A 26,741-nucleotide genomic window follows, 5' to 3' on the forward strand; every position below is an offset into this window, starting at 1 on the left:
GCCGTCGCGCTACTAAACCGCGCCGGTTCCCGTCGGCGCGAGGACGATGGTCAACACGAGTACCGAGAGCAGGGCGACGTTCGTCCCGAGGTGTGCCGTGTAGGCCGCCCGCAGGCCGCGGCGGTCGTATATCCACTTGTAGACCAGTCCGGCCGCGAAGATGGGGATGACGGCGAATATCGGGATGCCCATGACGAGGTGGAGGACGGCCCAAATTCCAACGTCCCGGAGCGACCCGCGGTAGTACGCCTCCTCGTACCAGTTGAACACGAGGAAGGCGAGCAGGATGAAGGGGAGAAAGAGCGCGAGCGTCAGCGTCGGACCGAGGAACGTGCCGCCGCTCCCGGCCCCCGTCCCGCCGGGCGCGCCCTCCGGGGCGGGCGCGAGGTCAGCCAGCGGGGCGACGACGACGTTCGTCCCGAGCCACCCCCACTGGAGCGGTGGGACGTACTCCGCGAGGACGAGTGCGGCCGCCGCCACGGTGAACAGCACCGTGAGGACGACGGGGACGTAGACGACGCCCCGGATGCCCGCCCGCAGGTCACGGAGTCGGGCCGGGACCTGCTTGATGCTGGCGAGGACGGGCACCACGACCAGCGCGACGAAGACGAGCAGTTCCCACATCTCAGCCAGTGACACCGTGCCGGACGAACACGGCCATCCCGGTGTCGAAGTCGGCCATGTCCGCCCCGGCGAGTTCGGCGCGGCCGACGGCGAGGAGGTCGCCACCGGCGTGTTCCACGAGAACCTCGTCGCCGGGCCGCACCGCCGGGTCGGCCTGCTGGACGAACTTCGCGAAGGTGTTGCGGCCCTCGCGGACGTACGGTTCGCTCTCGTCGCCAACCACCACCCGGTACGCCGAGGAGTCGAGTGCCGTCCGGAGCCGTCTGGCACCGGCCACGCCGAGGGTAAACCGTCCGTCGACGCCGTAGGTGACCAGTCGCCCGTCGTCGGCGACCACCTGCTGTGGGCGACCGGAACTCGTCCGGTACACCGCTAACTCCCCGTCGGCGGGAAACAGTGCCCCACCGGCACCCGCGCCGAACTGGTAGTCGGCCACGCGCTGGAGGGTCCGCCGCTCGTTTCGGTCCATTACCCTGGTGTAACCGGCCCAGCGACTAAACACCTGTCTTCACACGGGCGCAGACGCGACAGTACCGACCAACGGGAGGGCTTGCCCGCACCACGAACTGGCGCGGCCGGCCGGTGACTCGGGAGAGAGGGCGTCTCACATTCTACATAAACTATAATGGCGTACTGAAGTCGTTTAGCGGGATTTATGCCGTATTAGCTGATAGCGTCACTACATGGCAACAGACAAGCGAAAGGTGATGCTCGGTGCGGTCCTTCTCGTGGTGAGTAGCGCGCTCATCCTCGCAGCGGGGCAACTCGGCGCGGGCGTTCCGGTGTTCGCCGCGACGCTCGCAGCACTGGGGCTGGCGGCTGGCGCGTTGCTGGTCGGTACCTCCGAAGACCGCCGGCCCGTCTAGAGGAGGAACGTATCCTCTCGTTCGCTCAGGTCCAGGAACTCGTCAGCCGCGGCCACGAGTTCTTCGGCAGTCGACTCCCGGAAGGCCATTACCTCGACCTTACAACCCTCGTGTTTCAGGTGGCGACAGAGCCGTGAGAAGTCGCCGTCGCCGGTACACAGGACGACGGTGTCGACGTGGGGGGCGAGCGACACGGCGTCCAAACTCATCCCCACGTCCCAGTCGGCCTTCTTCGACCCGTCACCGAACGTCTTGATGTCTTTCGTCTTCGCCTCGAAACCGATGTCGACCAGTGCCTCGAAGAAACTCTCCTCGTCCTCGGCGTTGGCTCTGATGACGTAGGCGATGGCTCGGGTCAACTGTCGGCCGCGGACCCCTTCTTCGAGTAGCGACGCGTAGTCGATATTGCGCGTGTAGAGACTCCGGGCGGTGTGATAGAGGTTCTGCGCGTCGGCGAGCATCGCCACGCGCTGTCCCGGATGTACGTCCGTCATGCCACTCTGTTACGAGTGGTGGTTTATAAACGATGGGAGCCACGCGCGCCGTCGAAGCCGCCTCTGCGGGACGCTCGCACGCCGGCGGCCGTCTCGAAACTTCTAAGTCGTCTCGTGTCGGGGTAGGAGGTATGTTACCGGCCACGGCCGAGCGCGCTGGGCGACCCGTCAGCCGCCGGTGTGGCACGGTCCGTTTTCGGGGTGCAGTTGCGAAACCGAAACGCGCACAGTAGGCTCACGGCGGGCGTAGCATCCCGTCGCGGGCCGCTGTCGTCGGTTCGCGCGTCCACCAACCCCACAACACTCACACCAGCATGACACACGACACCTTCACCGGCGTGTTCCCCGCGATGACCACGCCGTTCCACGAGGACGAGAGCATCGACTTCGAGACACTCCGCGACCACGCCCAGTACCTCGAACGCGCGGGCGTCGACGGTCTCGTGCCGATGGGCACCACCGGCGAGAGCGCGACGCTCACCCACGACGAACACATCGAGGTCATCGAAGCCGTCGCCGACGCCGTCGACGACGTGCCCGTCATCGCCGGGTCCGGGTCCAACAACACCCGCGAGGCACTGGACCTCTCCCGCCGGTCCGCCGACGCGGGCGCGGACGGTTTGTTGCTCATCTCGCCGTACTACAACAAGCCCGAACCGGCCGGCATGGAACACCACTTCCGGCAGGTCGCCGACGCGGTTGACCTCCCGCAGATTATCTACAACGTCCCCTCGCGCACGGGCCGGAACATCGCCGTCGAGACGGCCGTCAACCTCGCCGACCACGAGAACGTCGTCGGCTACAAGGCCGCAAGCGGCGACATGAACCGCATTAGCGAGGTCATCGAGCGCACACGCGAGGAAAACTTCGCCGTTCTCTCGGGCGACGACGGGATGACCCTGCCAATCATCTCGACGGGCGGGAGTGGCTGTATCAGCGTCTCGGCCAACGTCGAACCCGAGCGGACCTGCGCGATGGTCGGTGCCGCCCTCTCGGGCGACTACGAGCGCGCCCGCGCCCTCCATCACGAACTCGGGCCGCTGTTCCGCGCGCTGTTCATGGTTACCAACCCAATTCCCATCAAGGAGGCGATGGCCATCCGCGGCCACTACGACTCCGCGCGGATGCGGTCGCCGCTCTCCCGGATGGGCGAGAAGAACCTCGACCGCCTCCGTGCGGTCCTCGCCGCCCTCAACGAACAGCCCCGGCCCGAACCCGCCGAGGCCGAACGATGACGACGGTGGGCGTAACTGGCGCGACCGGTCGGATGGGCCAAGCGGTGCTGGAGACGGCCGCCGAGCGCGCGGACGTGGCGGTGGCCTTCGCGGTCAACCGTGGCCTCGACGCCGACGACGACCACGGCGTCCCGCTCCGGCCGGCCGCCGACTTCGAGGCCCTGCTCGGGGAGTACGACCCCGACGCAGTCGTCGACTTCACCGGCCCCGACGCTACCGTCCGGTACGCCGAGGCCTGCGCCGAGGCTGGCGTCGCGTTCGTCACCGGCACGACCGGGCTGACCGACGACCAGTCGACGACGCTCGACGCCGCCAGCGAATCTATCCCGCTATTGCGGGCCAGCAACTTCGCCCGAGGCGTCCACGCCCTGCTCGGAGCCATCGAGGAAGCACTGGCGGCCGTCCCCGACTACGACCTCGAACTGCTGGAGACACACCACAACGGCAAGGTCGACGCGCCCTCCGGCACGGCCAAGACCATCCTCGAAACGGTGCAGGACCACCGCGACGTGGAACCGGTCTACGGCCGCGAGGGACACGCGCCCCGCGAAGACGACGAAATCGCCGTGTTCGCACGCCGAGCGGGCGATATCCGGGGCGAACACGAACTCGTCGCCGCGGGCAACGACGAGGTGCTGTCGCTGTCCCACCGCGCCGAGGACCGCGGTGTCTTCGCCGCTGGCGCGCTCGACGCGGCGGCGTGGCTCGCCGACCGTGAGGCCGGCCGCTACGAATTCGGGGACGTTATCGGGGACGCGTGAGCACGTAAATCCATGAGCCTGCAATCCGACGTTACCGACCTCTGGCACCGCTACGACGACGGCCTGACTGCCGAAGAGGCGACCAGCGACGACGCCGAGACGCTCGACGCGTTCCTCTCCGCCCTCGAAGCCGGCGACGCTCGCGCGGCCGAACCCGACGGCTCCGGCGATACCGTTCGGGACCGCTGGACGGTCAACGAGTGGGTCAAGCAGGGCATCCTGCTCAACTTCGGCCTCCGAGGCATCGAGGCCCGCGAACACGGCGGCGTGGCCTACCACGACGTACTCCCCCTGCGCGAGACGGCCGACATCGGCGAGCGCGGGTCCCGGAACACGCCCGACGGCACCGTCATTCGACGCGGTGCCTACGTGGGTAGCGACGCCATCATGATGAGTCCCTCGTTCGTGAACATCGGTGCGTACGTCGGCGACGGCACCTTGGTCGACTCCTGTGACACCGTGGGGTCCTGTGCCCAAATCGGCGCGAACGTCAAACTCGGCGCGAACACGCTAATCGGTGGCGTCCTCGAACCGGTCGAGGACAACCCGGTCATCGTCGAGGACGGCGTGTCGCTCGGTGCCGGCTGTCGCGTCACCTCCGGGTTCGTCGTCGGCGAGAACTCCGTCGTCGGCGAGAACACGCTGCTGACGCCGCGCATTCCGGTCTACGACCTCGTCGAGGAGGAAATCCTGTACGGCGAACTGCCCGCCGAGCGGCGGGCGTTCGCTCGCTACGTCGAGTCCTCGGTGAGCGACCACGACCTCATCGACGGCGGCGCGTACAAGCCCGCCGTCGTGGCGACCGACATCGAGACCGAAACCCTCGAAGCCACGGAGCGCGAAGACGCGCTCAGAGAATGACTTCGCCCGCAGTCCGTCGGCTGTCCGAGTGGGACGCCGAGCGACTGCGCGGACTGGCGAGCGAGTACGGGACGCCGCTGTATCTCGTCGACCTCGACCGCGTCCGCGAGAACGCCGCGCGCCTCCAGTCTGCCTTCGAGTTCGAGGACCTGTCCTACGCGGTCAAGGCCAACACGACCCGCTCCGTCTTGGAGACGCTCCGTGACGCTGGCGTCGGTGCGGAGTGTGCCTCGGCCGGGGAAGTCAAGCGCGCGCTCGACGCCGGATTCGACGGGGCGGACGTACGGTACACGGCAGTCAACCCGCCCGACCGGGACCTCGATTTCGTGGTGGACGAGGCCGACGCCGACCTCGTGGTGACCGTCGGCGCGACCGACACGCTCGACCGACTCGCGGACCGTGGCTACGACGGCCGTCTCTGCATCCGGGTCAACCCCGGTGTCGGTGCGGGCCATCACGAGAAGGTCGCGACCGGCGCGGACCCGAAGTTCGGTGTGCCCTACGACCGCGCGCCGGACCTCGCCCGCGAGGCCGTCGGCCGCGGTTTCGAACTCGTGGGCCTCCACGCCCACGCCGGGAGCGGCATCTCCGGCGACGACCTCGCCGCCCACCGCGAACTCGTCGCCCGGATGGGGGACCTCGCCCGAGACGTGATTGCCGACACGACCCCCCTCGACTTCGTCAACGTCGGCGGCGGCCTCGGCGTCCCCTACCGGGAGGACGAGGCCCCCCTCGACCTGCGGGCGGTCGCGGCGACGACGCGTGAGGCCTTCGGCGACGCCGACGCGACGCTCGGGCTCGAACCGGGTCGGTACTTCGTAGCCGACGCGGGCGTCCTCCTGACACGGGTCAACACGGTCAAGCCGACACCCGAGACGACCGTCGTGGGCGTCGACGCCGGCATGACGACACTTATCCGTCCGGCCCTGTACGACTCCTACCACGAGATACGGTCGCTCGCGCCGGACGGCGACGACCGGGAGGCAGTCACTGCCACGGTCGCCGGCCCCGTCTGCGAGACGGCGGACGTATTCGGGACGGGCCGCTCGCTACCGGCACCCGAACGGGACGACCTGCTCGCGGTCGGCAACGCCGGTGCGTACGGCTACGAGATGGCGAGCCAGTACAACTCACGACCGCGGCCCGCCGTCGTTGCCCTCGAAGGAGAGAACGACAGCGTGGCGGTCCGACGCGAGCGACTCGACGACATCACGGAGCTAGAACGATGGTAAACGTAGAGAAGTACCACGGCACCGGCAACGACTTCATCATCGTCGATGCGAGCGAACGCGTTCCCAACCGCCGGGCGTTCGCCGCCGACCTCTGTGACCGCGAGACGGGCCTCTCGCACCCGAACGCCCGAAAGCGGGGGGCCGACGGCGTCCTCTTTCTGGCACTGGAGACCGAGTACTCACCCCCGCGTGTCGTGATGACGCTCGTCCAACCGGACGGGAGCGTCGCGGCGATGTGCGGGAACGGCGCGCGGTGTGCGGCCGCGTGGGTCGCCGCCCGCACGGGGACCGACGAGGTGATGATAGACACCCAGTCCGGCACGCGCCGTGCGACCATCGGCGAGCAGGGCGTGACAATCGAGATGGGTGAACCGGTCTTCGACCCGGCGGGCGTCCCCGTCGCCACCGAAGACCCGCTCGTCGAACAGGAGGTCGAGGGCCTGACGGTGACGGCGGTCAACACGGGCGTCCCCCACGCTGTCGCGTTCGTCGACGACGTGACCGACATCGACATGGAGACCGTCGCGCCACCCGTCCGGGACGCCGACGTGTTCCCGGAGGGGGCGAACGTCAACGTCGCCGCACTCCGCGGCGACGGGTCGCCGGACGACCCCGACGCAGACCCGGCCCGGACCGGGTTCGACCAACGGACCTTCGAGCGCGGTGTCGAGGCCGAAACCGACTCCTGTGGCACTGGTGCCGTCGCCATCGTCGCCGCCGCCGAACGCCTCGGGACGGTCGAACGCGGCGAGCGCGTCCCGGTCCACCCGCCGGGCGGTCGCCTCGTCGTGGAACTGACCGACGGCGACGCCCTGTTGCAGGGTCCCGTCGAGAAGGAGTACACCGGCGAGGTGACCGTCACCGGCCCCGAGACGTTCGAGGTCGTCCTCGACGGCACCAGCCAGTAATGTTCGAGACGCTCTCCTTTCACGAGCGCGCCGTTCGGACGCCCTCCCACGAGGACGTGACTGCGATGCGCGAGCTACTCGTCGAGACGCTCGCCGACCACGGGGCCGACCCGCGCGTGGACGACGCGGGCAACACCCTCGCCGTCCGCGAGGGCGACGGCGACGGGCCGCATCTCGTGTTGAACACACACATCGACACCGTCCCACCGCACGTCCCCCACGAGCGCAGGGCGTCCCCGCCCGGCGTCGAGGCTGGACCGAGTGACACCGCCGGACAGGACGGCGGTGACGTGGTGTGTGGCCGGGGAGCCTGCGACGCGAAGGGACCGCTGGCCGCACTGCTGGCCGCGTTCTTCGACGCGGACGTCGACCGCGGGCGGTTGACGCTGGCCGTCACACCCGACGAGGAGGTGTACTCGACGGGGGCGGCCGCCCTCTCGCTCGCCGCGGACGGCTACATCGTGGGCGAACCGACCGGCCTCGATGCCTGTACCGCCGCCAAGGGTCGCTTCGAGGGGACGGTCACCATCGAGGGCGTCGCGGCCCACGCCGCCGAACCCGGGAGCGGCGCGAACGCGATTCGGGCGGCCGCGCCCGTCCTGCAGGCCATCGAGTCCTACGACGAGACGGTCGGCCCGCCGGAACACGACGCGTTGGGGCGGCCGACGCTGGAACCCACGGTCATCGAGGGCGGCGAGGCGACCAACCAGATACCCGCAGCGTGTCGGATTACAGTCGACCGCCGGAGCGTCCCGCCGGAGACACAACAGGGGTTCGCCGAGCAGTTCGAGGCCCACCTCGACGGCTGGCTTCCCGACTCGATGTCGCTCTCCTTCGCCTACACCGAGCGCGAGACGCCGTTTCTGGAGGCGTTCGCCACGCCCGCCGACAGCGACGTGGTGCAGGCACTGCTGGGGGCGGGTGCGGGGAATGTTCGCCCGTTCGGGGCCGCGACAGAGGCGTCGTACTTCGCGGCCGACGCCCCGACAGTCGTGTTCGGGCCGGGTGTCCTCGCCGACGAGGCTGGGGCCGTCGCCCACGCCGAACGCGAGTACGTCCGCCGGTCACAAATCGAGCGTGCGGGCGACATCGTGACCGGTGCCGTCGAGTCCCTGCTCTCGTAACACCCTCTCCCTCACCCGGCGCACGCCCGGGGTACACTTATGTACGAGTCAACCCCCAGACAGCCCGTGGTCCCTGACGGTTCGACACTCTTGGTCGTCTTCGGTGCCGTGTTCGCCGGGGGACTGGTCACCGGCGTCACCGGGTTCGGCTACGCCATCGTCGCGACGGCGACGCTCGCCTCTCTGCTCGACCCGCGGACGGCCATCGTCGTGGTCATCGTCCCGATTCTCGCCGCCAATGTCTCGCTCGTGTTCGAACTCGACCGGGCAGGATTCACCGCCTGCGCGCGTCGGTTCTGGGCGTACGTCGCGGCGGGGGCCGTCGGCACCGTCCTCGGGATGGCCGCCCTCGCACAGGTACAGACCGCGCCGCTGACCGTCGCACTCGGCGTGTTCACGCTCGGGTACGTCGCCGCGACACAGCCGTGGTTCGCCCTCCCCGGTACGTCGCGGGTCGACGAGTTCTGCGTCGTCGAGACGCACGCGAGAAAGGGGCTGCTCGGTTTCCTCTCGGGTATCGTGTTCGGTGCCTCGAACGTCGGCGTGCAGGTGGTCGCCTACCTGCGGACGCTCTCGCTCGACCGGTCGACGTTCGTCGGCGTCGTCGCCATGGTGTTCTTGGGTATCGGTATCGTCCGGGTCGGCGCGGCGTGGGTGTTCGGACTCTACGCTTCGCCTGCAGTCCTCGCGCTGTCGGTTGCCGCCGCCCTCCCGGGCCTCGTGGGTGTCGCGCTCGGTCGTCGTCTCCGTTCGGCTGTCCCTCGGCGCGTGCAGGAACTCGTGGTGTACCTCCTGCTCGCCGTCATCGGCGGGACGCTCGTTTGGAACGGGGGGACGGCACTGGTTGGCTAACCGACGGAATCCGTCAGACCTCCGTCAGACGCCGCGATAACGCTTTAGTCGGCGGGTTCCGCAACGAGAAGTATGGCAACTGCAAACCGGAACCAGTTCGACGTGGAGGCGGTGGGTCGCGCGGGCGCGCTCGTCGCCATCTGTACGCTCGTCCTGACTGCGAGTTTCGTCGGTGTCGTCGCCATCGTCTCGGGACAGGTCGCGGATATCAGCGTCCGGCTCCCGGGATACGTGCTGGCGATGGCGGCGGCGTTCGTCGGGACCATCCTCCTGTTGGAGGCACAGGGCTACGACGGGCCGACCATCATCGTCCTCGCGGGTGTGACCGCGCTCGGGACGTTCGTCGCCATCACGCTCGGCAGTGAGGGCATCGTCTACGCGGTGCGGAACCCACAGCAAGTGGTCGCCTCACAGTTCTTGCTGTACTTCCTCGCCGCGGGCCTCATCGGGACTGGCCTCGGCTACTGGGGCATCAACCACTGGCAGGAACTGGTCGAGGACGTGGGACCGGGGTCGGGACTGCGGCGGTAACTACCGGAACAGAGCGTTCAACAGCCGCGATTCGACTTTTCTGAGTATCTCACCGACGGTGCCGGGTGCCACGTCGACTTCCTCGGCGATGTCGTCGTAGGTGACCTTCCGCGGCGTGTCGTAGTACCCCATATCGACGGCGATTTCCGCGACTTCGCGCTGTCGGTCGGTCAACCGGGAGAGGAGACGTTCGTTCTCGGGCGCGTAGTCGCCGAGTTTCTCCAACTCGACAGAGATGCCCTCCGGGACGGCCGACATCGACTCCCGGATTTGCTCCTCGTCGCCCACGATAGTCATGCGAATCGAACCGTTCCCGGCGAACTCGATGGGGAAGTCGGGGACGATTTGATACTGGTGGGGGAGCTCGAGCAGTCCGGTGAGCATCTCGTTGGACTCGACGTGCGCGAACGTGAGGATGCGGTCGTCCATCGACGAAATCTGGTAGGTGATAAGTTCGGGGATGTGCTCGGCGGCGAACTCGATGATGTCGCGGTCGCCGCTCATCTCGTACATCGTCGTGACTGTTCCGTCCTCCAGCAGTTCCATCTGCAGAATCCGCTCGTTTTTGATACCGGGAGCCTGTTGGATGCGCCGCTCGATGGGGTGAAACCACCCACGTTCCGGTGTCAGCAGTCCCTCTACGTATCGCATGCTCTCACCAATCGCCCCGGAGGGCTATAAGCCGTTTGGACGCCTACTGTCGGTCGCTCAGGTCGGCCGCGACGCCGACGTATGCGGCTGGTGTCAGTGAGTTTAACTCTTCGCGCACCGCCTCGGACACCTCCAAGTCGGCGAACAGGTCACGGAAGTCGGCGAGCGTCACCTCCTGTCCTCGCGTCAGGTCCTTGACCCGCTCGTAGGCGTCGTCGTGCCCTTCACGCCGCAGAATCGTCTGGACTGCCTCGCCGATGACTGCCGGTGTCGCCGCCAACTCCTCGGCCATCACCTGCTCGTTTGGAACTACCTTGCCGAGCCCCGTCTCACACTTCCGGTAGCCGATGAGACAGTGGGCGAGTGCCGCCCCGATGTTGCGTTTGACCGTCGAGTCCGAGAGGTCACGTTGGAGGCGCGAGGTGGTCACGTAGTCCCCGAGGAAGACCAAATCGGCGTTCGCCTTCGAGAGGTTCCCCTCGCTGTTCTCGAAGTCTATCGGGTTGACTTTGTGTGGCATCGTCGAGGACCCGGTTTCGCCGGCCGCGGCCTCCTGGCCGAGGTAGCGGTCCGAGACGTACAGCCACGCGTCGCGGTCCAAATCGAGGAGGACGTTGTTCGCGCCGCGGAGCGCGTCGAACAGTGCTTCGAGGTCGTCACAGTGGTTGACCTGCGTGGTCAGCGGTTCGTGGTCGAGACCGAGGTCGGTGACGAACGCCTCGGCGAAGGCCGGCCAATCGACCTCCGGGTAGGCGGCGTGGTGGGCGGCGTAGGTGCCGGAGGCTCCGGCGAGTTTGCCGGCGAGGCCGTCGGCGGCGTCCTCGATGCGACCCAGTGCCCGCCCGAGACGGGACGCGTAGACGGCCATCTCCTTGCCGAACGTCGTCGGCGTCGCCGGCTGGCCGTGGGTCCGCGCCAGCATCGAGCGGTCCCGGTACTCGTGGGCCATCTCGACCAGCGCGTCGCGCACGTCCCGGAGCGCGGGCACCAGTACCTCGCGGACGGCAGGTTCGACGAGAAGACGGTGGGCGAGGTTGTTCACGTCCTCGCTGGTCAGGCCGAAGTGAATCCACTGGCTCGCGTCGACGCCGTCGGGCAAGTGTTCGCGGACGAAGTACTCGACGGCCTTCACGTCGTGGTTGGTCGCCGCGTAGCCCTGCCAGCCCGTGGTTTCGAGCTGTTTGACGATGTCGGCGTCCGCGGCGTCGAACTCCTCGTAGAGACGCCGGAGGTGGGCGCGGTGGTCGGCCCCGAGTTCGAGCGGCGTCGCGTCGAGGTCTGCCAGCGCGACGAGGTACTCGACCTCGACGCGGACGCGGGCACGCATCAGTGCCTGCTCGCTCGCGTACGGGACGAGCGGTTCGGTGTACCGCGCGTACCGCCCGTCGAGGGGCGACACCGCGGTGAGTGGAGTGCGCTCGGTCATACCCGTCCGTGGGCACAGGCGAGTAAAAGGGGTGTCGAAGGGGCAGGCGACTCACACCGCACCGCTCGAACGGCGGCGCGTCACAGCACCGTACGCGCAGCGTACTCCTGACGCCTACCACGCCCGCTTCGTTCCGCCCCGACGGAAACGAAACAATGTAAATCTGTTGTCGCGATTTGAAAACAGTGATAACAATTGGATCGCTTTCGAAAAACGGGGGTGACGCTACAACCCCAAGCGATGTCACCCCTCCCCACCCCACCCCCCACCTCTCTCCCGTTTTTACCCGCGGAGCGACGGGTTCCGCAACGACTTTGCGCGCGGCCCGCCCCCGTTCGGATATGAACGTAGCGGGCATGGCCAGCAACCGCGGCCGCAACCTGATGAACATCCACGACCTCGCACCGGGCGGTGCGGAGTTGTCCGTCGTCCTCACGAACTCGGCGGACGCGCCGGTCGTCGAGAAAGCAGCAAAGCGTGGCATCCCGACCGAAACCGTCGTCAGAGAGGAGGGCGAGAGCCGCCGCGACCACGAGGCACGCGTCGTCGCGGTACTCGAAGACTACGACTTCGAGTTGGTCTGTCTCGACGGCTACATGCGCGTCCTCTCGGAGACGTTCCTCGACCCGATGCCCACGACGCTGAACGTCCACCCGTCGCTTCTCCCGGCGTTCCCCGGAACCGACGCGTGGGGTGACGCTCTCGACTACGGCGTCGATGTCGTCGGCTGTACCGTCCACGCGGTCACCAACGCCGTCGCCGAGGACGGGTCGCTCGTCGAGGACGAAATCGACGGCGGCCCCGTCGTCACGCAGGAACCCATCCCCGTCTACGAGGGCGACACCCGCGAGGACCTCACGGACCGCGTCCGCCAGCAGGGGGAGATGAAAGCCTACCCGCGGGCAGTCCGGTGGTTCGCCGAGGGAAGGGTCGACATCGACTGGGACGCCAACCGCGTCTCCGTCGCCGACGACGACGGCGGGCAGTTCCCCGAGCGTCGCCTCACGAGCGAGGAACGCCACGCCGACCTGCGATACGGGGAGAACCCCCATCAGGACGCCGCGCTCTACGCCGACACCACCTGCGAGGAGGCGAGCGTCGTCCACGCCGATCAGTTGAACGAGGGCGCGAAGGGGATGTCTTACAACAACTACAACGACACCGACGCGGCGTTGAACCTCGTCAAGGAGTTCGACCGCCCCGCCGCCGCGGTCATCAAGCACACCAACCCCGCAGGCTGTGCGACCGCCGAGACGCTCGCCGACGCCTACGCCGACGCGCTCTCGACGGACGCGAAAAGTGCCTTCGGGGGCATCGTCGCGCTCAACCGCGAGTGTGACGCCGCCACCGCCGAACAGATTATCGACTCCTTCAAGGAAGTCGTCGTCGCGCCCGGCTACACCGACGACGCGCTGGAGACGCTGTTCGAGAAGGAGAACCTCCGCGTGCTGGACGTGGCCGACAAGTACGACCCGACCGAACCCCTCACCGAGAAAGACCTCGTCGGCGGAACACTCGTGCAGGAACGTGACGACCAGGCCCCGACGCGTGAGGAGTTGGAAGTCGTCACAGAACGCGAACCGACCGACGAGCAAATCGAGTCGATGCTGTTCGCGTGGCAGACCATCAAACACGTCAAGTCCAACGCCATCCTGTTCGCCGACGGAACCGAGACGGTCGGCGTCGGTGCCGGACAAGTGTCCCGGGTCGACGCCGTCGAAATCGCGAAGATGAAAGCCGACCGGGACGCCGAGGGCAAGAGTGCCGAGGGTGCCGTGATGGCCTCGGACGCCTTTTTCCCGTTCCCGGACGGCATCGAGGAGGCCGCCGACGCGGGCATCGAGGCAGTCGTCCAGCCCGGCGGGTCGGTCAACGACGAGGACGTCATCGCCGCCGCCGACGACCACGACATGGCGATGGTGTTCACCGGCAGTCGCGCGTTCCGCCACGACTGACCGGTCGTCGCCCGTTGCTGATTGTATCCGACGCTGTGGCGTCGGGCAGAAACCGAAAAAGCGTTCGTCGTCAGTACGCCGGCAGGTCGGTGAGTTCGTAGCCGACGATGAGTTTCTGGATCTCCTCGGTGCCGTCGGGGATGGTCATGGTCTGGGCGTCGCGGTAGTACCGCTCCAGCGGGTAGTCGGTCGAGAGCCCGTTCCCGCCGTAGATTTCGAGGGCGTCACGCGCGACTTCGACGGACTTGTCGCAGGCGTAGCCCTTGGCGAGCGAGGAGTACATCCGGGACTCGTCGCTTGCCTCGGCCAGTTTGTCGACGGCGTGGTGGGTCAGGAGGCGCGAAGTCTCGACGTTGGCCTTCATCTGGTAGAGGCGGTCCTGAATCATCTGGTGCTGACCGATAGGCTGGCCGAACGTCTCGCGGTCGGTGGTGTACTCCAGTGCGTCCTCGTAGGCGGCCTGCTGGATGCCGACTGCCATCGCGGCCATGCCGGTCCGCATGAACGAGAAGATGGCGTTGAGCGGCTTGTGTTCGAGGAACAGGTCCACCATCTCGTTCGGGAACGGCAGTGCCTCGCCGATGTCGCCGTGTTCGAGGATGAGGTTGCGGATGGCGTTCGAGAGCTTGTTGTCCTCGGGCACGCGCACGTCGTCGAAGAACATCTGGCCCGTGGGCGACCCTTTCCACCCGAGCTTGTCGAGTTTGCGCGTGTCGAACGGGGAGTTCTCCTGGTCGATGATGAACATGTCCGACATCTCGTTTTCCTCGTCCCACGCGACGACCATCGCGAGGTCACAGATTTGGGCGTTGGACACCCACGTCTTCTCCCCGTTGATGACGTACTCGTCGCCGTCCTTCTTGGCGACGGTGTTGGGCTTGGAGGAGTGACTGCCGGAGCCGGGTTCGGTCACGCCGAGCGCGCCGATGGCTTCGCCCTTGTCTAGACGGTCACCCAGCGCGTCCTGCGTCGCATCGGAGGCCCAGTTGGCGAACATCGCCGGGAAGGACATGTTCAGCATGACGTTGAGGCTGGGCCAGACACGGCTGATTTCCTCCGAGCCGATGGCGTAGAAGCGGAGGTCACCGAAGTAGTCCTGTGCCGTCTCCGGGTCGAACCCGATACCGAGCTCTCGGAGGTCACGCAGGTAGCCGAGTGCCTCGTCTTTGGTCATCTCCTGCTGGTCGAGTTCGTCGACGTCCGGTGCGATTTCGTCCTCGAGGTAGTCCCGGAGCGAGTCCCGGAACATCTCGTGCATGTCGTTGAATTCCATGTGATAGCCACCCGTCCGCAATACTCCACGGACGTTATACATACACAGGGACACGCTCTCCGAATCCCTATCCCATCACATCCGAGGGACGTTTTTACTATTTAAGTATCAACGGATATGACGGGGGCCGTCGTAGGGGCGAGTATGCGACGCCCGCCACTCCCGCGTCCGGACGACGTTCGCGAACAGGTCGGTGAGCGACTTCCCGACACACCCGACGTGCCGTCGGCTCCGACACCGACTGTCCCCGACAGGGTGACGCTCCGGCGCGTCGCGACGGGGCTGACTGTCGCCGGGACAGTGCTGACTGGACTCGGACTGTTCGCCCGCTATCTCCTCGGGCGTGGAACTGACTCGGACAGCGACGAAGTGTCCGCCGCCGCACGCCCGCGGACGTGGGAGTACGACGGCCCACGAATCGCACCGCTGGTCGGAATGACGGTACTGGCCCTGATGCGACTGGTGGTCGAACGGGTTCGGGACGAAAGAGCGGCGACCGGCGACGCGTAGTGACCCCACACGCTCGCCGCGTGGCACGTGACTCGAAGCGTTAGTTCGGGACGTTGTCCGTAATCTCGCCCATGACGGAGGCGAGCTGGGTCCCCTTCTGCACGGAGCCGTCGAGTTCGTACTCCTGCTGCATGAATCCCTGCACGGGGTCGGTGCCGCCGGTGATGAGGCTCGTCAGCACGCCGGCCGGCCCGCTCAGTGTCAGGTCGGCGTCCGAAACCTGCCCCGCACCGCCTTCGACCGTCTGGTCGTCGGCGTTCACGTCGAGGTGGCCCTCCATCGCGCAGTCGTTGGCCTCGAAGTTGGCCGTGATGTTCGCGCCGATGGCGTCCTGAATCTCGGGGTTGTTCTCGACGAGGGAGTTGACGCCCGCCCAGAGCAGGTCCTGGAACTGGTCGGCTGCCTCGGGCTCGTCGGCGTAGAAGTCGGCGATGTCGATGTCGGACATCCGGCCGATGACTTCCGCGAACGTGTCGGGGTTCTCCTCGATGAGTTCCTGCTCCTTGCCCTCGATGTCGTCGAGGAGACCCGGCAGGTCCGCCTTCAGCTGTTCTTCGTCCTTGTTGACCGATTCTTCGATGCGCTGAATGATGTCGTCGGACATGGGTAACTCGTGTCCATCGGCACACTATCGCACGGGCCGATGGGTACCCATCTGTACCCTCGGTACCTCCGTGAGGGTGTCCCGTCGGATGTGAGGTGGGTTTATGTACTATTTCGGCTGGGTGTCGATATTCAGCGGTAAACGCCCTCTCCCGGAAAAACAGGGGTCCCTCTCAGAAGAGGAACCGCTTGTCTAGGTCGGCCGCCACGTCGGTCATCTTGATGGCCGCGTCGGAGTACTGGAGGATTTTCTGCATGTCGCCTTTGAGTTCGAGCTCGCCGGACATGATGCCCTCCACCACGTCGAGTTCGCCGGTGACGAGTGCGACCCACTGCTCGTAGTCGGCACTGAGGATGAAGCCCTTGTCACGCTCGTCGAGACTCAGGAGGGTGTCCGTCTCGTAACAGCCGCCGTCTTCGAGGCCGATCCACGCGTACACGTTCGCGTCGTCGGTCACGTTCTCCTCGAGTTGGTCCATCAGTTCCTTCAGCACGTCCGGCATGACGTTCATCAGCCCCGGCCAGACCTTCTCGGGAGCCTCGACGACTTCGGTTTCGAGCATCTCGGCCACCGCACGCTCGTGAAGCGTCCCACTCCGGGCCTCGATGTTCTCCTGAATGTCCTCGGGTGCTTGGTCGATAATCGAACGGAGGGTATCTTCCGGAAGCTGCGTGATGCCGTCCTCGAACGCGGTCCACAACTCCTCGGGCAAGTCCTGCACTTGGTGGTTCGCGACGGGGAGGTCGAGAATCTCGAACACGAAGTCGCCGTTCCAACTCGACGCCCACCCGGTACTCATCTCGATGAACTCCTCGTCCTCGTTGAGTGCGTCCTGGTACCGGTCGAGCCACGCTGTCGTCGGGAAGTACTCGTTCAGTTCGAACTGCGTCTGTTGCTGGGTACTCATTGGTATCACCCCATCGGACGGACCATCTCGGATGGGCCGCGGCCAGCCACCCCCACGCCCGTCCCACGGGCTACGCATATCTATTTCTCCTCTCACATTTGTGGTCCCCCTCTCATTTGCGGTTGTTTATCAACGCTAGTATAAACAACCCTAATTTATACGGTCGGTCGAACGACCCGGGGCACGGTCGGCATGGCCCTGCTCGCTGGTCGCACCGCTCTGTGGGTTCGCTCCAAAAGAAACGGTGTGGCTCGAAGTCGGTGGCCGCTCAGAGAAGGAACTGCTTGTCGAGTTCGCTCGACACGTCGGTCATCCGGATGGCCGAGTCCGTGTACTGGAGGATTTTCTGCATGTCGCCGTCAAGTTCGAGTTCGCCGGACATGATGCCGTCGACGGGGCCGAGGTCACCGCTCACCAGTTTCTCCCACTGGTCGTAACTGCCGGTGAGGACGAACCCGGCGTCCCGTTCGTCGAGACTGTCGAGCGTGGCGACTTCGTAACAGCCGCCGTCTTCGAGACCGATCCACGCGTAGACGGTCCCGTCGTCGGTGATGTTCTCTTCGAGTTCGTCCAGCAGGTCGTCCATGACCTCGGGCATGATGTTCCGCATCCCGGACCAGACCTTCTCGGGAGCCTCGGCGACGCTGGTCTCTTTCAGTTCCGCGACGGCACGCTCCTGCAAGGAGCCGTCACGCTCGTCGATGTTGTCCTGCACCTCCTCGGGTGCGTCTTCGATAATCGTTTCGAGGGTGTCGTCCGGCAGTTGCGTAATCGCCTCTTCGAGTGCCGACCAGAGTTCCTCGGGGAGGTCACCGACCGTCGTCTCTTCGAGCGGCAGGTCAGTAATCTCGAAGACGAAGTCGCCGTTCCAGCCGACGCCCCACCCTTCGGCGACGTCGCTGAGTTCCTCGTCCTCGTCGAGTGCTACCTGATACCGTTGGAGCCATGCTGTCGTCGGGAAATACTCGTCGATGTCGTGTTGTTCCTGTGTCGCGCTCATAGTGAATCCCTCATCGAGTGAGCGGATGCGTGATCTGTCACACACCCACTCGCTGATGGACACCGTGTGATGACGCCCTCGTATGATAGTTGTTCTCCCACATATGCGGGTGGATTTATATACAGCCGTGCGACACGTGCCGAAAAGTCACGCTGATTCGTTCGACTAGTCGGTAAAATCACCAGACGGCAACCCGATACAGACCGAGCAGTACAACCGCTGCGAGCGGAGAAACAGCGTCGAGGACGTGATAGACGAGTTACAAGATGTCGTCGTCCATGCCGAACATGTCGTTCTGCGTGTCCGTCTCGATACGGCAGTCCGACTTCGGATAGGCGATGCACAGGAGCGCGAACCCGTCGTCTTGCTGCATCGGGTCCAGTGCTGTTCCTTCGCTCTGGTCGACGTCGCCATCGACTATCGTCCCGACACAGGAGGTGCATTGCCCCTGCCGACAGGAGTACGGGAGGTCGTACCCCGCCTCTTCGGCGGCGTCGAGGATGTACTCGTCCTCGGGGACGGACAGTGATACTGTTTCGCCGTCGTGGAGGAGTTCGACGTCGTGGACGTCTTCCTCGTCGTCGCCTGCCTCCGCCGCCCCGCTCATATCTCTTGTCTGAACTTGTACACTTCGAGGGCTTCGAGACGCGGGTCGTCTTCCGTGTCTTCGTTCGCGCCGGCGGCCGCCCCGCCGACCCCTTCGTTGTTGACCGTGCCCGACCCGGAGTCGAGGATGTACGCGACTTCCTCGTGAACCTTCTCCGGGTCCATGCCGAGGTCGTCGGCCGTCTCCTCGACTGCTTGCTCTATCTCCTCTTCGGAGGCCTCGAAACCGTCGCCGTCCATCTCGGTGAGCCGTGACATCGTCAGTCACCTGCCATCCGCTGGGAGTAGATGTGTTCGTACTCGTCGATGACGTCGTCGTAGGTGCTGCCCTCTGCCTCGTTCACCGCGTCGGACGCGGCCATCGCGAAGTCCCGGGCACTCGCGCCTTCGAGTTCGAGCGTGTTGAACAGCATATCTCCGGCGAGGTTCGAGCCCCGGTTGATGACGCCGTCGAAATCCGCGTTCAGCGGGTCACCGACGTCGTTGGTGACGAAGTACGCCGTGTCGACGATGTAGCCGATGTCCTCGACGGCTTGGTCCCAGATGGCCTTCTGGACGCCCTGATACTCCGGAACCCCTTCGCGTTCCTTCTCGATGAGTTCCTGCAGGACTTCGAGGCCGAAGGTGATGTGTCGGCCCTCGTCGGTGCTGATGAACTGGAAGCCCTTGTTGAGGAGCGGCAGCGGCGACTCCTGCATCATGTTGTTCTTCAGGTAGTACCCACCGCGTGCGAGGATGCCTTCGACGCCGATGTGGTAGTTCGTCGCCGCTCGGGCGATGTCGGCGGGGTTCCCGCCGTGGGCGGCCTGTGCTTGGAGCGTTCCCTGCCGCTCGAACATCTCGCCTGCCCCACAGGCTTCCGTCCGGGGAATCTGGATGCCGCCCCGACGGTTGTCGATTTTGTACTGTGGGAACTTGTCCTCCATCACGTTCGTGATGTACAGGTCGAAAAACTGCGTGTGCTTTGCCTCTTCGACTGCCAAGGCCGACGCGAACATCTCCTTTTCGAGCGAGCGGTCGAAGTGCGGCGAGGACACCGACTTCATGATACGGCGGGCGTCCGCGGCCACCGCCTGCTCGCCGTCGATGAAGTACGAGATGAGCCGCGCCCACTGCTCTTTCTCGTCTTCTTCGAGCGAGTCCCACACTTCCTTGTCCTCCTCGAACCCGACTTTCTCCACGAGTTTGTTCGCGTCCCACGTCCCGAGTTCGATGGACTTCTGGTACAACTCGTAGTATATGCTATCGCTGTCGATTCGCCCCGTCGGAACTGGATTAGCACTGGCGCACATAGACGTACTTCCGAACGTACGGTTTCTCAATACAAATATCTCCCACCATGTGAGGGGGTTTATGTCATCGTCCCCCAGTATTCCGGCCGTTTTACTCCGAGAACGGAACCGCATTCGCACTCCCGCTCGACCTGAGAGTGTACATTTCCGGCTTCAGATACCTCAAAACGAGTGATTCCGTCCTCATTCTGGACGTCGGCGAACTGCCGCGCGCGACAGTTCACCCGCGTCTTTCCACATCGTGCCGGTTAATTTTTCACGGCTCACGGAGAACGAACGGGTATGCAGGAGTTCGATGTCGTCCTTCGGGCCGAGGACGGCACATACAATCCGATCGACCAAGCCATCGTCGAACATCCGACGCTCGAACGCCACGCAGCCCAGCACTTCGACCTGATGGCCGATGGCACCTGTGTCCTGCTGTACCACATTACCGGCGACGCGGCCGACCTCGAAGCCCTCCTCGACGACGAACCGAGCGCGCTCTCGTACGACGTGTTCCGAATCGAGGGCGACGGCCTCCGTGCGCACGTCCACCTCGCCCGTGACACCGTCATCGCGGCCCTCATCCACCTCATGGCGGAGTACGACCTCATCATCGACCCGCCCATCGAAATCGACGACGACGGCGGCCTCCACATGAGTGTCGCCGGGAACGTCGACAACATCCGCGAGGCGGCGATGGACCGCCCGGAGAGCATCGAGGTGTCGCTCGAAGAGGCCGAAGGACGGAACGTCGGCAGAGTCGACGTGAACTCCCTGTTGACCGACCGACAGCAGGAGGTTCTCAGTGTCGCCGTCGAGAAAGGGTACTACGAGATTCCCCGGCAGGCGACCAACGAGGACATCGCGGCCGAACTGGACTGCTCGACCAGCACCGTCGGCGAACACCTCCGCAAGATAGAGTCCCGTATCGTCTCGGAACTGGGCACGCCGTAGGTCGCTGTCGCGGCCCCCTGCGTTTTCTCACCGGCCGAGATACCGGAGTCCGACACTCTAAAGCGCGCCCCTCCGCTCGTGGGCAGTATGGAGTTCCACGAGGCGGCGAACTTCCTCTTCGATTTACGACGGTACCCGCCACGACCGGGCGTCGAGGCGACGCAGGACCTCCTCGCCCACCTCGACGACCCACAGGAGACGTACCGCTGCGTGCAGATTGCCGGCTCGAACGGCAAGGGCAGCACGGCCCGCATGACCGAACGCGTGCTCCGGGAGGCCGGCCTCGACGTGGGGCTGTACACCTCGCCACACCTCGACGACGTGCGCGAACGCGTCCGCATCAACGGCCGGACGCTCACCGAAGGGGCACTGACCGAGTACGTCGAGACGGTCCGGCCGTACGTCACCGACCGGGCCGCGGCGAGCGAGGCACCGACGTTCTTCGAGACGCTGACCGGCCTCGCGCTGTGGGCGTTCCGGCGGGCCGACGTGGACGTGGCGGTACTGGAAGTGGGTATCGGCGGCCGCCACGACGCGACCAGCGTCGTCGACCCTGCCGCGAGTGCCGTCACGGCCGTCGCACTCGAACACACCGACCTGCTCGGGGACTCGGTCGCCGAAATCGCCCGCGACAAGGCCCACGTCGCCCCCGAGGACACGCCGCTCGTGACCGGCGCGACCGGGGACGCACTCGACGCCGTTCGGGAAGTGGCCGGGGACGTTCTCACCGTCGGCGACGGCGACAGCGACGTGTCCATCACCTACGGCGGCCGCGAAGCCCTCGAAGGAATCGTGGCTATCGAGGCCGACGAGTGGGCCGTCGACACGCACCTCCCATTGCTCGGCGAGCATCAGGCCCGCAACGCGGGCGTCGCGGCGACGCTCGCGCGACAGGTCACGGACGCCGACACCGCCGACATCGAGCGCGGCCTGCGGAACGCCCACTGGCCGGGGCGGTTCGAGGTGATGGGGCAGGACCCGCTGGTCGTCCTCGATGGGGCACACAACCCGGGGGGCTGTCGCGCCCTCGCCGACACCCTCTCGACGTTCGAGTACGACCAGTTGCACCTCGTCGTCGGAACGATGAGTGACAAGGACCACCGCGGCATCGCCGAGGCACTCCCGACACCGGACCACGTCGTGACCGCTCGCCCGGCACTGGACCGTGCAGAATCCGCCGGCGTCCTCGCCCGGACGTTCGAGGAGGTCCACCCGGACGCGACGGTGGAAACTGGTGGGGACGTGGCCGACGCCCACGAGACGGCGGTGGCCGCCGCCGGGCCGGACGACTGCGTGCTGGTCACCGGGTCGCTATACTGCGTCGCCGAGGTCCGAACGGCGTGGACGCGGCCGATGGTCCCCAAGCGCGTCGAGTCCCTCGAAGAGAGTCGCGAGACGCTGAAAGCCGCCAACGTCGGTGACCCCGGGACGTGGCGGATGCGCGGGAAGGGCGTCCACCGCGTGCTCCGGACCCGCGTGCAGCCACGGCAGGCCCAGTACCTCAAAGAGGAGATGCTGTCGCTGGGCGGGGAGTGTGCCCTCTCGGCGTTGAACCAGCAGGACCGGGAGAACGTCGACGCCGTGCTGATGGGGACGCTCGCCCAGTTCAAACGCCTCGCCGGGAAGTTGGAGGGCCAACACTACGGCCTCGCGCCGTTCGCCGACGAGGTGCGCGACGCCCTCGGAATCGAAGGGGGCGGGTCCGACGAGCGCGGCTACCCATGGGAGGATGGTACTGCCGTCATGGGCATCTTGAACGTCACGCCCGACAGCTTCCACGACGGCGGCGAGTACGACGCTACCGAGGCCGCCGTCGAACGCGCGATGGAGATGGTCGCGGACGGCGCAGACATCGTCGACGTGGGCGGGGAGTCGACCCGGCCCGGCGCGGACCCGGTGTCTGTCGAGGAGGAAATCGACCGCGTCGTACCGGTCGTCGAACGCATCGCGGACCTCGACGCCACGGTTTCCATCGACACGCGGAAGGCCGATGTCGCTCGTGCCGCACTCGACGCCGGGGCCGACGTGCTCAACGACGTGTCCGGTCTCGAAGACCCCGAGATGCGACTGCTCGCCGCCGAACGCGACGTGCCCGTCGTGGTGATGCACAGCATCGAGACGCCCGTCGACCCCGGCACGGATATCGACTACGACGACGTAGTCGAGGACGTCATCGCGGACCTGACCGAGCGCGTCCTGCTGGCGGAGAAGGCGGGGCTGGACCGCGAGCAAATAATCGTCGACCCGGGACTAGGCTTCGGCAAGTCCCCCGCCGAGGACTTCGAGTTGCTCGGCCGCGTCGGCGAGTTCGACACCTTCGGCTGTCCGGTGCTGGTCGGCCACTCCCACAAGTCGATGTTCGGCGAAATCGACCGGGGACCCGACGAGCGGCTACAGGCGACGGTCGCCGCTACGGCACTCGCCGCCGAGCGCGGTGCCGACATCGTTCGGGTCCACGACGTGAAGGAGAACGCCGCGGCCGTCAGGATCGTAGCGGCAGCCGACGACACCGGCGAGTAACTACAGTAGCCCCGCTTCGTCCTGCAGGTCCCGATACACGTCGAGATACTGGTCCAGTATCGCCTCGTGGTCGTACTCGGCAAGCGACTCGTCCATCTCCCGGCGGTCGTACTGGCCGGCCTCGGCGATGGCCTCGGCGACGCCCTCGTCGTCGGTGACGCGGAAACTCCGCTCGTACGTCTCGATGAGTTCGTGGGCACTGGACTCGGCTTGGTACTCGACGATGCCGACACAGCCACAGGCGAGTGCCCAGAGCAGTTCGGTGGCGAAGTTCTCCCGGTAGGCCGTCTGGACGAAGGTGTGCGCGCTCTTGTAGAGGGCGACCCGCTCCTCGCGGTCGATGTCCCCTGCGAAGGTCACCCGGTCGTCGATGCGGAGGTCGCTCGCTTGTCGCTCGTAGGTCGCCCGCTCGGGGCCGTCGCCGACCACCGTGGCCGCCCAGTCGCGGTCACGGAGTTCCGCGAGCGCGAGGAACAGCGAGTCGAGGTTTGCGTCCCCGTCAAGTTCGCGAGCGTACACCACGTCCGCGGCGTCCGCACCCTCGGCGGCGTCGGTCGACTCGACCAGCGACACGTCGATGCTCTCGGGGATGACCGTCGTCGTCGCCTCGCTGGCCCCGAGTTCACGGACGACTGTGCGAACGAGTTCGGAGGGGGTGACGACCATCTCGGGCGAACTGGCCGCCCGACGGGTGAGGCGGCTGTCGGGCAGGTTTTCGTCGCCGAACCACTCGACGACGAGCGGCGCGCGGGCGAGCGTCGCACCGGTCCGGGCGGCGGCGACCTGTGCGGGCGGTTCGGGCGTGGCGTGGACCACGTCGGGCCGGTCCAGTGCGAGCAGGCCGGGCACCCGCGTCAGGAACGAGGAGTGGGCCGGGTCGACCGTCACCGCGCGGTAGGTGACACCCTCGTGGACGAAGAACTCGTCGTCGCTGTCCCAGAATCTGGTGCAGTAGACCGTCACGTCGTGGCCGACGTCGGCGAGGTTCGTGGCGACGCGACGGAGGCGCTCGCGGCCCTCGGTGGGCGTCTGGAACGCCGTCTGCTCCGTCACGAAGACGACCCGCATACGCCGGGCGACGAGCGGCCCGGGCAAAAATCCCCACCTTCCGCGTCAGTCCTCACCGTAGTACCGGTCGATGACGTTCGCCGCCCCGCGTGCCGTCTTCCGGTACGCACGGTCGCCGTCCGGCGTGTGAACCGCGTAGGCGTACGTCGCACTGTCGGGGACGTACCACTTCTCGCGGTGGGCGACGAGCGTCTGCGGCAACTCCGCGACCACGTCGCCGCTGGTGCCCGACTGTGTTTCCCTGCCACCGTCCGTGTCTGTTGCAGGGGTGTCCGGGTCGGCCGTCTCGCCGCTGACCAGCAGTCCCGCGTCGGGGAGGTCGAACTCGCAGGGTATCCCGTCGGTTACGTCCGGGCGTTCGTGGGCGAGGCGTGCCTCCGCCATCAACACCGCCTGCGTGTCGATGACGCGCTCGTCGTCTCGGGGGTGATGTTGGGTGTAGTCACCGCTCGCGGCCATCTCCCACCGCCGCCTGTTGTCCGCCAACACGAGTTCGAGGACGAAGCGGAGCTGTCGCTGGAGGTGTGAATCCTCGACGGGGGCCACGGCTTCGACGCGGTTGTCGAGGTTGCGCGTCATCCAGTCCGCTGACCCGATGTAGTACTCGGGCGGTCCGCCGGCGTCGTCCGACCCCGCTCCGTTCTCGAAGTAGAAGACTCTGGAGTGTTCGAGAAAGCGGCCGACGACGCTGTGGACGGTGACGTTCTCGCTGACGCCCGCTAGCCCGGGCCGAAGCCGGCAGATGTCGCGCACGATGAGGTCGATGTCGACGCCAGCCATCGACGCTTTGTACAGTTCCCGCACGATGTCGGGGTCTTCGAGTCCGTTGACCTTGGCGACGATTCGGGCGTCCCGGCCCGCCCGAGCGTGGTCCGCCTCCCGGCGGATGAACTGCGTGAACCGCTCGCGCATCGTCACCGGCGCGATGAGCAGTTCCCGGAACTCCTCGTCCAGCGACGGGCCGGTGAAGAAGTTGAACACCTTCGTCAGGTCTCGCCCGATGTCCTGATTCGCGGTCAGGAGGCCGAGGTCGACGTACCCCTTGGCCGTTTCGGAGTGGTAGTTGCCGGTGCCGATGTGTGAGTACATCTCCACGCCGTCGTCTTCCTCGCGGACGACCAGTGCCGTCTTGGTGTGTGTCTTCAGCCCGATAGTGCCGTAGGCGACGTGGATGCCGTGTTCTTCGAGTTTGCGGACCCATTCGAGGTTGTTCTGCTCGTCGAAGCGGGCCTTGAGTTCGACCATCACGGCGACTTGCTTGCCGTTCTCCGCGGCGTCGATGAGTGACTGGATGACCTGAGAGTCACTCGCGGTGCGGTAGATGGCCGCCTTGATGGCCAGGACGTCCGGGTCGGTGGCCGCCTCGTCGAGGAACCGCTGGACGGTCGCGGTGAAGGAGTGGTACGGGTGGTGGAGGAGGATGTCGCCGCGGTCGATTTCGGCGAAGATGTCCCGCGCCTCGCCGTCGGTCAGCCGCCCCCCGTAGCCACTCTGGCTTCGGGTTCCGTCGAGTCGGGGGTGCGGTTTCGGCTCCCACGGGTCGACTTTGCGGTCGGGCCGTGGCAAGTCGGTCAGCGTCTCGAAGTCACGGAAATCCAGCGGCGGTTCGAGTTCGAACACCTCCCGCTCGCTGAGTTCCAACTGCTCGACTAACGTCTCTCTGATCTGCTCGGGCGCGCCCGCCTCCAGTTCGAGGCGAACGACCGTGGCGAAACGGCGTTGCTCGATGACCTCCTCTATCATGTCGATGAGGTCCTCGGCGACCTCCTGATTCCGGCGGACCTCGGCGTTGCGGGTCAGGCGGAACAGTGCCGTGTCGACGACGGTGACGTTCGGGAAGAGCAGGTCGAGGTTGGCGCGAATGACCTCCTCGATGCGGACGTACCGGTCGCCGTCGCCGACGGGCGTGAGACGGTCCCGGTTCGGCGGTATCTTGACGCGGGTGAACGTCGGGGATTCGGCACCCTCGTTCCGGGTGAGGACCGCGAGCGAGAGGCTCCGGTTCGAGATGAACGGGAACGGGTGGGCCGGGTCGAACGACAGCGGCGTCAGCGTCGGGAGGATGGCGTCCTCGAAGTAGGCCCGCATCTCGTCGCGTTCGGCCGCCGAGAGGTCGTCGTAGCCGAGCACGTCGATGCCGGCGTCGGCCAACGCGGGACGGACGATTTCGTGGTAACACTGTGCCTGTGTCTCGAACATCGGCCGGGCCGCTTCGAGCACGTCCTCCCACTGCTCCCGTGGCGTGCGGCCGTCGACGGTTCGTTCGGTGACGCCCGCCTCTATCTGCTGTTTGAGGCCACCGACCCGTTTCATGAAGAACTCGTCCATGTTGCGCGTGACGATGGCGAGAAAGCGCACCCGCTCGAGAAGCGGGTTCCGCGAGTCCAGTGCCTCGTGGAGGACACGTCGCTGGAAGGCGAGTTCACTGAGTTCCCGGTTCAGGTAGTACGACGGGTCCGAGAGGTCGACATCTGGCCCATCTGACTCTCCGTCCGTGCCCAT

At 66.2% G+C, this 26,741-nt stretch carries 27 protein-coding genes; 13 read left to right on the plus strand and 14 right to left on the minus strand.

Translation table 11 applies throughout. The features are described from left to right. Positions 1 to 12: 12 nt before the first annotated feature. Together MUG95_RS11910 and MUG95_RS11915 are read right to left on the minus strand one after the other, a co-directional pair. A complete protein-coding gene (locus MUG95_RS11910; RefSeq protein ID WP_247007891.1) occupies positions 13 to 639 on the minus strand; it encodes a CPBP family glutamic-type intramembrane protease in 627 nt (208 codons plus the stop codon). Further along, positions 626 to 1,093, minus strand: a complete 468-nt coding sequence (locus MUG95_RS11915; RefSeq protein WP_247007898.1) for a PUA domain-containing protein — start codon at positions 1,091 to 1,093, stop codon at positions 626 to 628. Before MUG95_RS11915 ends, MUG95_RS11910 begins: the two co-directional genes overlap by 14 nt. A 214-nt stretch (positions 1,094 to 1,307) precedes the next feature. Here MUG95_RS11915 and MUG95_RS11920 point away from each other — a divergent pair, with 214 nt between their 5' ends. Beyond that, entirely contained in the window at positions 1,308 to 1,490 is a 183-nt protein-coding gene (locus MUG95_RS11920) for a DUF8178 family membrane protein (RefSeq protein ID WP_247007900.1), read from the plus strand. Here MUG95_RS11920 and MUG95_RS11925 read toward each other — a convergent pair. Beyond that, entirely contained in the window at positions 1,487 to 1,984 is a 498-nt protein-coding gene (locus tag MUG95_RS11925; RefSeq protein ID WP_247007902.1) for a LabA-like NYN domain-containing protein, read from the minus strand. The two genes, MUG95_RS11920 and MUG95_RS11925, sit on opposite strands and share 4 nt — an antisense overlap. A 314-nt stretch (positions 1,985 to 2,298) precedes the next feature. Between MUG95_RS11925 and dapA the strand changes: the two genes are divergently transcribed. From dapA to MUG95_RS11965, 8 genes are all read left to right on the plus strand, one after another. Continuing rightward, positions 2,299 to 3,219 (plus strand): 4-hydroxy-tetrahydrodipicolinate synthase, encoded by a 921-nt coding sequence (dapA, locus tag MUG95_RS11930; RefSeq protein ID WP_247007911.1) that lies wholly within the window; start codon positions 2,299 to 2,301, stop codon positions 3,217 to 3,219. Continuing rightward, the gene (gene dapB / locus MUG95_RS11935; RefSeq protein WP_247007918.1) at positions 3,216 to 3,980 is read left to right on the plus strand and encodes a 4-hydroxy-tetrahydrodipicolinate reductase; all 765 of its coding nucleotides are present in this window, start codon (positions 3,216 to 3,218) and stop codon (positions 3,978 to 3,980) included. Before dapA ends, dapB begins: the two co-directional genes overlap by 4 nt. A 12-nt stretch (positions 3,981 to 3,992) precedes the next feature. Continuing rightward, on the plus strand, positions 3,993 to 4,841 hold the full coding sequence (locus tag MUG95_RS11940; protein ID WP_247007920.1) for a 2,3,4,5-tetrahydropyridine-2,6-dicarboxylate N-succinyltransferase: 849 nt from the start codon (positions 3,993 to 3,995) through the stop codon (positions 4,839 to 4,841). Then, the gene (lysA, locus tag MUG95_RS11945) at positions 4,838 to 6,073 is read left to right on the plus strand and encodes a diaminopimelate decarboxylase (protein ID WP_247007930.1); all 1,236 of its coding nucleotides are present in this window, start codon (positions 4,838 to 4,840) and stop codon (positions 6,071 to 6,073) included. Before MUG95_RS11940 ends, lysA begins: the two co-directional genes overlap by 4 nt. Beyond that, complete coding sequence (gene dapF, locus MUG95_RS11950) at positions 6,067 to 6,981, plus strand: diaminopimelate epimerase (RefSeq protein ID WP_247007937.1); 915 nt, start codon at positions 6,067 to 6,069, stop codon at positions 6,979 to 6,981. The genes lysA and dapF overlap by 7 nt, the downstream gene beginning before the upstream one ends. Beyond that, positions 6,981 to 8,105: a M20 family metallopeptidase gene (locus tag MUG95_RS11955; protein ID WP_247007940.1), complete on the plus strand. Its 1,125-nt coding sequence runs from the start codon at positions 6,981 to 6,983 to the stop codon at positions 8,103 to 8,105. Before dapF ends, MUG95_RS11955 begins: the two co-directional genes overlap by 1 nt. Positions 8,106 to 8,171: 66 nt before the next feature. Then, positions 8,172 to 8,957: a sulfite exporter TauE/SafE family protein gene (locus MUG95_RS11960; protein ID WP_247007942.1), complete on the plus strand. Its 786-nt coding sequence runs from the start codon at positions 8,172 to 8,174 to the stop codon at positions 8,955 to 8,957. 72 nt (positions 8,958 to 9,029) lie between these two features. Continuing rightward, positions 9,030 to 9,488, plus strand: coding sequence for a hypothetical protein (locus tag MUG95_RS11965; protein ID WP_247007951.1), 459 nt, complete (start codon positions 9,030 to 9,032; stop codon positions 9,486 to 9,488). Here the strand turns inward: MUG95_RS11965 and MUG95_RS11970 are convergent, their stop codons facing one another. Both MUG95_RS11970 and purB read right to left on the minus strand, forming a co-directional pair. Next, positions 9,489 to 10,139: a helix-turn-helix domain-containing protein gene (locus tag MUG95_RS11970; protein WP_247007960.1), complete on the minus strand. Its 651-nt coding sequence runs from the start codon at positions 10,137 to 10,139 to the stop codon at positions 9,489 to 9,491. It lies immediately after the preceding gene. 43 nt (positions 10,140 to 10,182) lie between these two features. Further along, on the minus strand, positions 10,183 to 11,565 hold the full coding sequence (gene purB / locus MUG95_RS11975; protein WP_247007963.1) for an adenylosuccinate lyase: 1,383 nt from the start codon (positions 11,563 to 11,565) through the stop codon (positions 10,183 to 10,185). Between the two features lie 341 nt (positions 11,566 to 11,906). Here purB and purH point away from each other — a divergent pair, with 341 nt between their 5' ends. Beyond that, positions 11,907 to 13,520, plus strand: coding sequence for a bifunctional phosphoribosylaminoimidazolecarboxamide formyltransferase/IMP cyclohydrolase (gene purH / locus MUG95_RS11980; protein WP_247007970.1), 1,614 nt, complete (start codon positions 11,907 to 11,909; stop codon positions 13,518 to 13,520). A gap of 70 nt (positions 13,521 to 13,590) precedes the next feature. On the opposite strand, the gene MUG95_RS11985 is transcribed toward purH, so the two are convergent. Then, positions 13,591 to 14,793 (minus strand): acyl-CoA dehydrogenase family protein, encoded by a 1,203-nt coding sequence (locus tag MUG95_RS11985; protein WP_247007972.1) that lies wholly within the window; start codon positions 14,791 to 14,793, stop codon positions 13,591 to 13,593. 144 nt (positions 14,794 to 14,937) lie between these two features. On the opposite strand from MUG95_RS11985, the gene MUG95_RS11990 reads away from it, so the two are divergent. Then, positions 14,938 to 15,303: a hypothetical protein gene (locus MUG95_RS11990; protein ID WP_247007973.1), complete on the plus strand. Its 366-nt coding sequence runs from the start codon at positions 14,938 to 14,940 to the stop codon at positions 15,301 to 15,303. Positions 15,304 to 15,343: 40 nt separating this feature from the next. On the opposite strand, the gene MUG95_RS11995 is transcribed toward MUG95_RS11990, so the two are convergent. The 6 genes from MUG95_RS11995 to MUG95_RS12020 all read right to left on the minus strand — a co-directional run bounded on the left by MUG95_RS11995 (position 15,344) and on the right by MUG95_RS12020 (position 19,712). Beyond that, positions 15,344 to 15,907, minus strand: coding sequence for an SCP2 sterol-binding domain-containing protein (locus MUG95_RS11995; RefSeq protein WP_247007975.1), 564 nt, complete (start codon positions 15,905 to 15,907; stop codon positions 15,344 to 15,346). Between the two features lie 172 nt (positions 15,908 to 16,079). Further along, entirely contained in the window at positions 16,080 to 16,814 is a 735-nt protein-coding gene (locus MUG95_RS12000; protein WP_247007981.1) for an SCP2 sterol-binding domain-containing protein, read from the minus strand. A gap of 268 nt (positions 16,815 to 17,082) precedes the next feature. Then, positions 17,083 to 17,814, minus strand: a complete 732-nt coding sequence (locus tag MUG95_RS12005) for an SCP2 sterol-binding domain-containing protein (protein ID WP_247007988.1) — start codon at positions 17,812 to 17,814, stop codon at positions 17,083 to 17,085. A 259-nt stretch (positions 17,815 to 18,073) separates the two neighbouring features. Next, on the minus strand, positions 18,074 to 18,421 hold the full coding sequence (locus MUG95_RS12010) for a 2Fe-2S iron-sulfur cluster-binding protein (protein ID WP_247007990.1): 348 nt from the start codon (positions 18,419 to 18,421) through the stop codon (positions 18,074 to 18,076). Next, positions 18,418 to 18,678 carry a hypothetical protein gene (locus MUG95_RS12015; RefSeq protein WP_247007992.1) on the minus strand — a complete coding sequence of 87 codons (261 nt, stop codon included), beginning with the start codon at positions 18,676 to 18,678 and terminating at the stop codon, positions 18,418 to 18,420. Before MUG95_RS12015 ends, MUG95_RS12010 begins: the two co-directional genes overlap by 4 nt. Before the next feature lie 2 nt (positions 18,679 to 18,680). Continuing rightward, complete coding sequence (locus MUG95_RS12020; protein WP_247008000.1) at positions 18,681 to 19,712, minus strand: ribonucleotide-diphosphate reductase subunit beta; 1,032 nt, start codon at positions 19,710 to 19,712, stop codon at positions 18,681 to 18,683. A gap of 282 nt (positions 19,713 to 19,994) precedes the next feature. On the opposite strand from MUG95_RS12020, the gene MUG95_RS12025 reads away from it, so the two are divergent. Together MUG95_RS12025 and folP are read left to right on the plus strand one after the other, a co-directional pair. Next, entirely contained in the window at positions 19,995 to 20,651 is a 657-nt protein-coding gene (locus MUG95_RS12025; protein ID WP_247008002.1) for a helix-turn-helix domain-containing protein, read from the plus strand. Positions 20,652 to 20,738: 87 nt separating this feature from the next. Then, a complete protein-coding gene (gene folP / locus MUG95_RS12030) occupies positions 20,739 to 23,171 on the plus strand; it encodes a dihydropteroate synthase (RefSeq protein ID WP_247008012.1) in 2,433 nt (810 codons plus the stop codon). Here folP and MUG95_RS12035 read toward each other — a convergent pair whose 3' ends face one another. Together MUG95_RS12035 and ppk1 are read right to left on the minus strand one after the other, a co-directional pair. Beyond that, positions 23,172 to 24,239, minus strand: coding sequence for a glycosyltransferase (locus MUG95_RS12035; protein WP_247008014.1), 1,068 nt, complete (start codon positions 24,237 to 24,239; stop codon positions 23,172 to 23,174). A 45-nt stretch (positions 24,240 to 24,284) separates the two neighbouring features. Further along, entirely contained in the window at positions 24,285 to 26,741 is a 2,457-nt protein-coding gene (gene ppk1 / locus MUG95_RS12040; RefSeq protein ID WP_247008023.1) for a polyphosphate kinase 1, read from the minus strand.

Source organism: Halorientalis litorea (assembly GCF_023028225.1).
Taxonomy (GTDB): Archaea; Halobacteriota; Halobacteria; order Halobacteriales; family Haloarculaceae; genus Halorientalis; species Halorientalis litorea.

Excerpts from the sequence above, each read along its gene's own strand:
- purH (WP_247007970.1), top strand. The coding sequence starts at position 11,907 with ATGAACGTAGCGGGCATGGCCAGCAACCGCGGCCGCAACCTGATGAAC.
- MUG95_RS11925 (WP_247007902.1), bottom strand. The coding sequence starts at position 1,984 with ATGACGGACGTACATCCGGGACAGCGCGTGGCGATGCTCGCCGACGCG.
- MUG95_RS12025 (WP_247008002.1), top strand. The coding sequence starts at position 19,995 with ATGCAGGAGTTCGATGTCGTCCTTCGGGCCGAGGACGGCACATACAAT.
- lysA (WP_247007930.1), top strand. The coding sequence starts at position 4,838 with ATGACTTCGCCCGCAGTCCGTCGGCTGTCCGAGTGGGACGCCGAGCGA.
- dapA (WP_247007911.1), top strand. The coding sequence starts at position 2,299 with ATGACACACGACACCTTCACCGGCGTGTTCCCCGCGATGACCACGCCG.
- MUG95_RS12000 (WP_247007981.1), bottom strand. The coding sequence starts at position 16,814 with ATGAGTACCCAGCAACAGACGCAGTTCGAACTGAACGAGTACTTCCCG.
- folP (WP_247008012.1), top strand. The coding sequence starts at position 20,739 with ATGGAGTTCCACGAGGCGGCGAACTTCCTCTTCGATTTACGACGGTAC.
- MUG95_RS11990 (WP_247007973.1), top strand. The coding sequence starts at position 14,938 with ATGCGACGCCCGCCACTCCCGCGTCCGGACGACGTTCGCGAACAGGTC.
- ppk1 (WP_247008023.1), bottom strand. The coding sequence starts at position 26,741 with ATGGGCACGGACGGAGAGTCAGATGGGCCAGATGTCGACCTCTCGGAC.
- MUG95_RS11955 (WP_247007940.1), top strand. The coding sequence starts at position 6,981 with ATGTTCGAGACGCTCTCCTTTCACGAGCGCGCCGTTCGGACGCCCTCC.
- MUG95_RS12035 (WP_247008014.1), bottom strand. The coding sequence starts at position 24,239 with ATGCGGGTCGTCTTCGTGACGGAGCAGACGGCGTTCCAGACGCCCACC.
- MUG95_RS11915 (WP_247007898.1), bottom strand. The coding sequence starts at position 1,093 with ATGGACCGAAACGAGCGGCGGACCCTCCAGCGCGTGGCCGACTACCAG.
- MUG95_RS11985 (WP_247007972.1), bottom strand. The coding sequence starts at position 14,793 with ATGGAATTCAACGACATGCACGAGATGTTCCGGGACTCGCTCCGGGAC.
- MUG95_RS11940 (WP_247007920.1), top strand. The coding sequence starts at position 3,993 with ATGAGCCTGCAATCCGACGTTACCGACCTCTGGCACCGCTACGACGAC.
- MUG95_RS12020 (WP_247008000.1), bottom strand. The coding sequence starts at position 19,712 with ATGTGCGCCAGTGCTAATCCAGTTCCGACGGGGCGAATCGACAGCGAT.
- MUG95_RS12005 (WP_247007988.1), bottom strand. The coding sequence starts at position 17,814 with ATGAGCGCGACACAGGAACAACACGACATCGACGAGTATTTCCCGACG.
- MUG95_RS11920 (WP_247007900.1), top strand. The coding sequence starts at position 1,308 with ATGGCAACAGACAAGCGAAAGGTGATGCTCGGTGCGGTCCTTCTCGTG.
- purB (WP_247007963.1), bottom strand. The coding sequence starts at position 11,565 with ATGACCGAGCGCACTCCACTCACCGCGGTGTCGCCCCTCGACGGGCGG.
- MUG95_RS11970 (WP_247007960.1), bottom strand. The coding sequence starts at position 10,139 with ATGCGATACGTAGAGGGACTGCTGACACCGGAACGTGGGTGGTTTCAC.
- MUG95_RS11995 (WP_247007975.1), bottom strand. The coding sequence starts at position 15,907 with ATGTCCGACGACATCATTCAGCGCATCGAAGAATCGGTCAACAAGGAC.
- MUG95_RS12010 (WP_247007990.1), bottom strand. The coding sequence starts at position 18,421 with ATGAGCGGGGCGGCGGAGGCAGGCGACGACGAGGAAGACGTCCACGAC.
- MUG95_RS12015 (WP_247007992.1), bottom strand. The coding sequence starts at position 18,678 with ATGTCACGGCTCACCGAGATGGACGGCGACGGTTTCGAGGCCTCCGAA.
- dapF (WP_247007937.1), top strand. The coding sequence starts at position 6,067 with ATGGTAAACGTAGAGAAGTACCACGGCACCGGCAACGACTTCATCATC.
- MUG95_RS11965 (WP_247007951.1), top strand. The coding sequence starts at position 9,030 with ATGGCAACTGCAAACCGGAACCAGTTCGACGTGGAGGCGGTGGGTCGC.
- dapB (WP_247007918.1), top strand. The coding sequence starts at position 3,216 with ATGACGACGGTGGGCGTAACTGGCGCGACCGGTCGGATGGGCCAAGCG.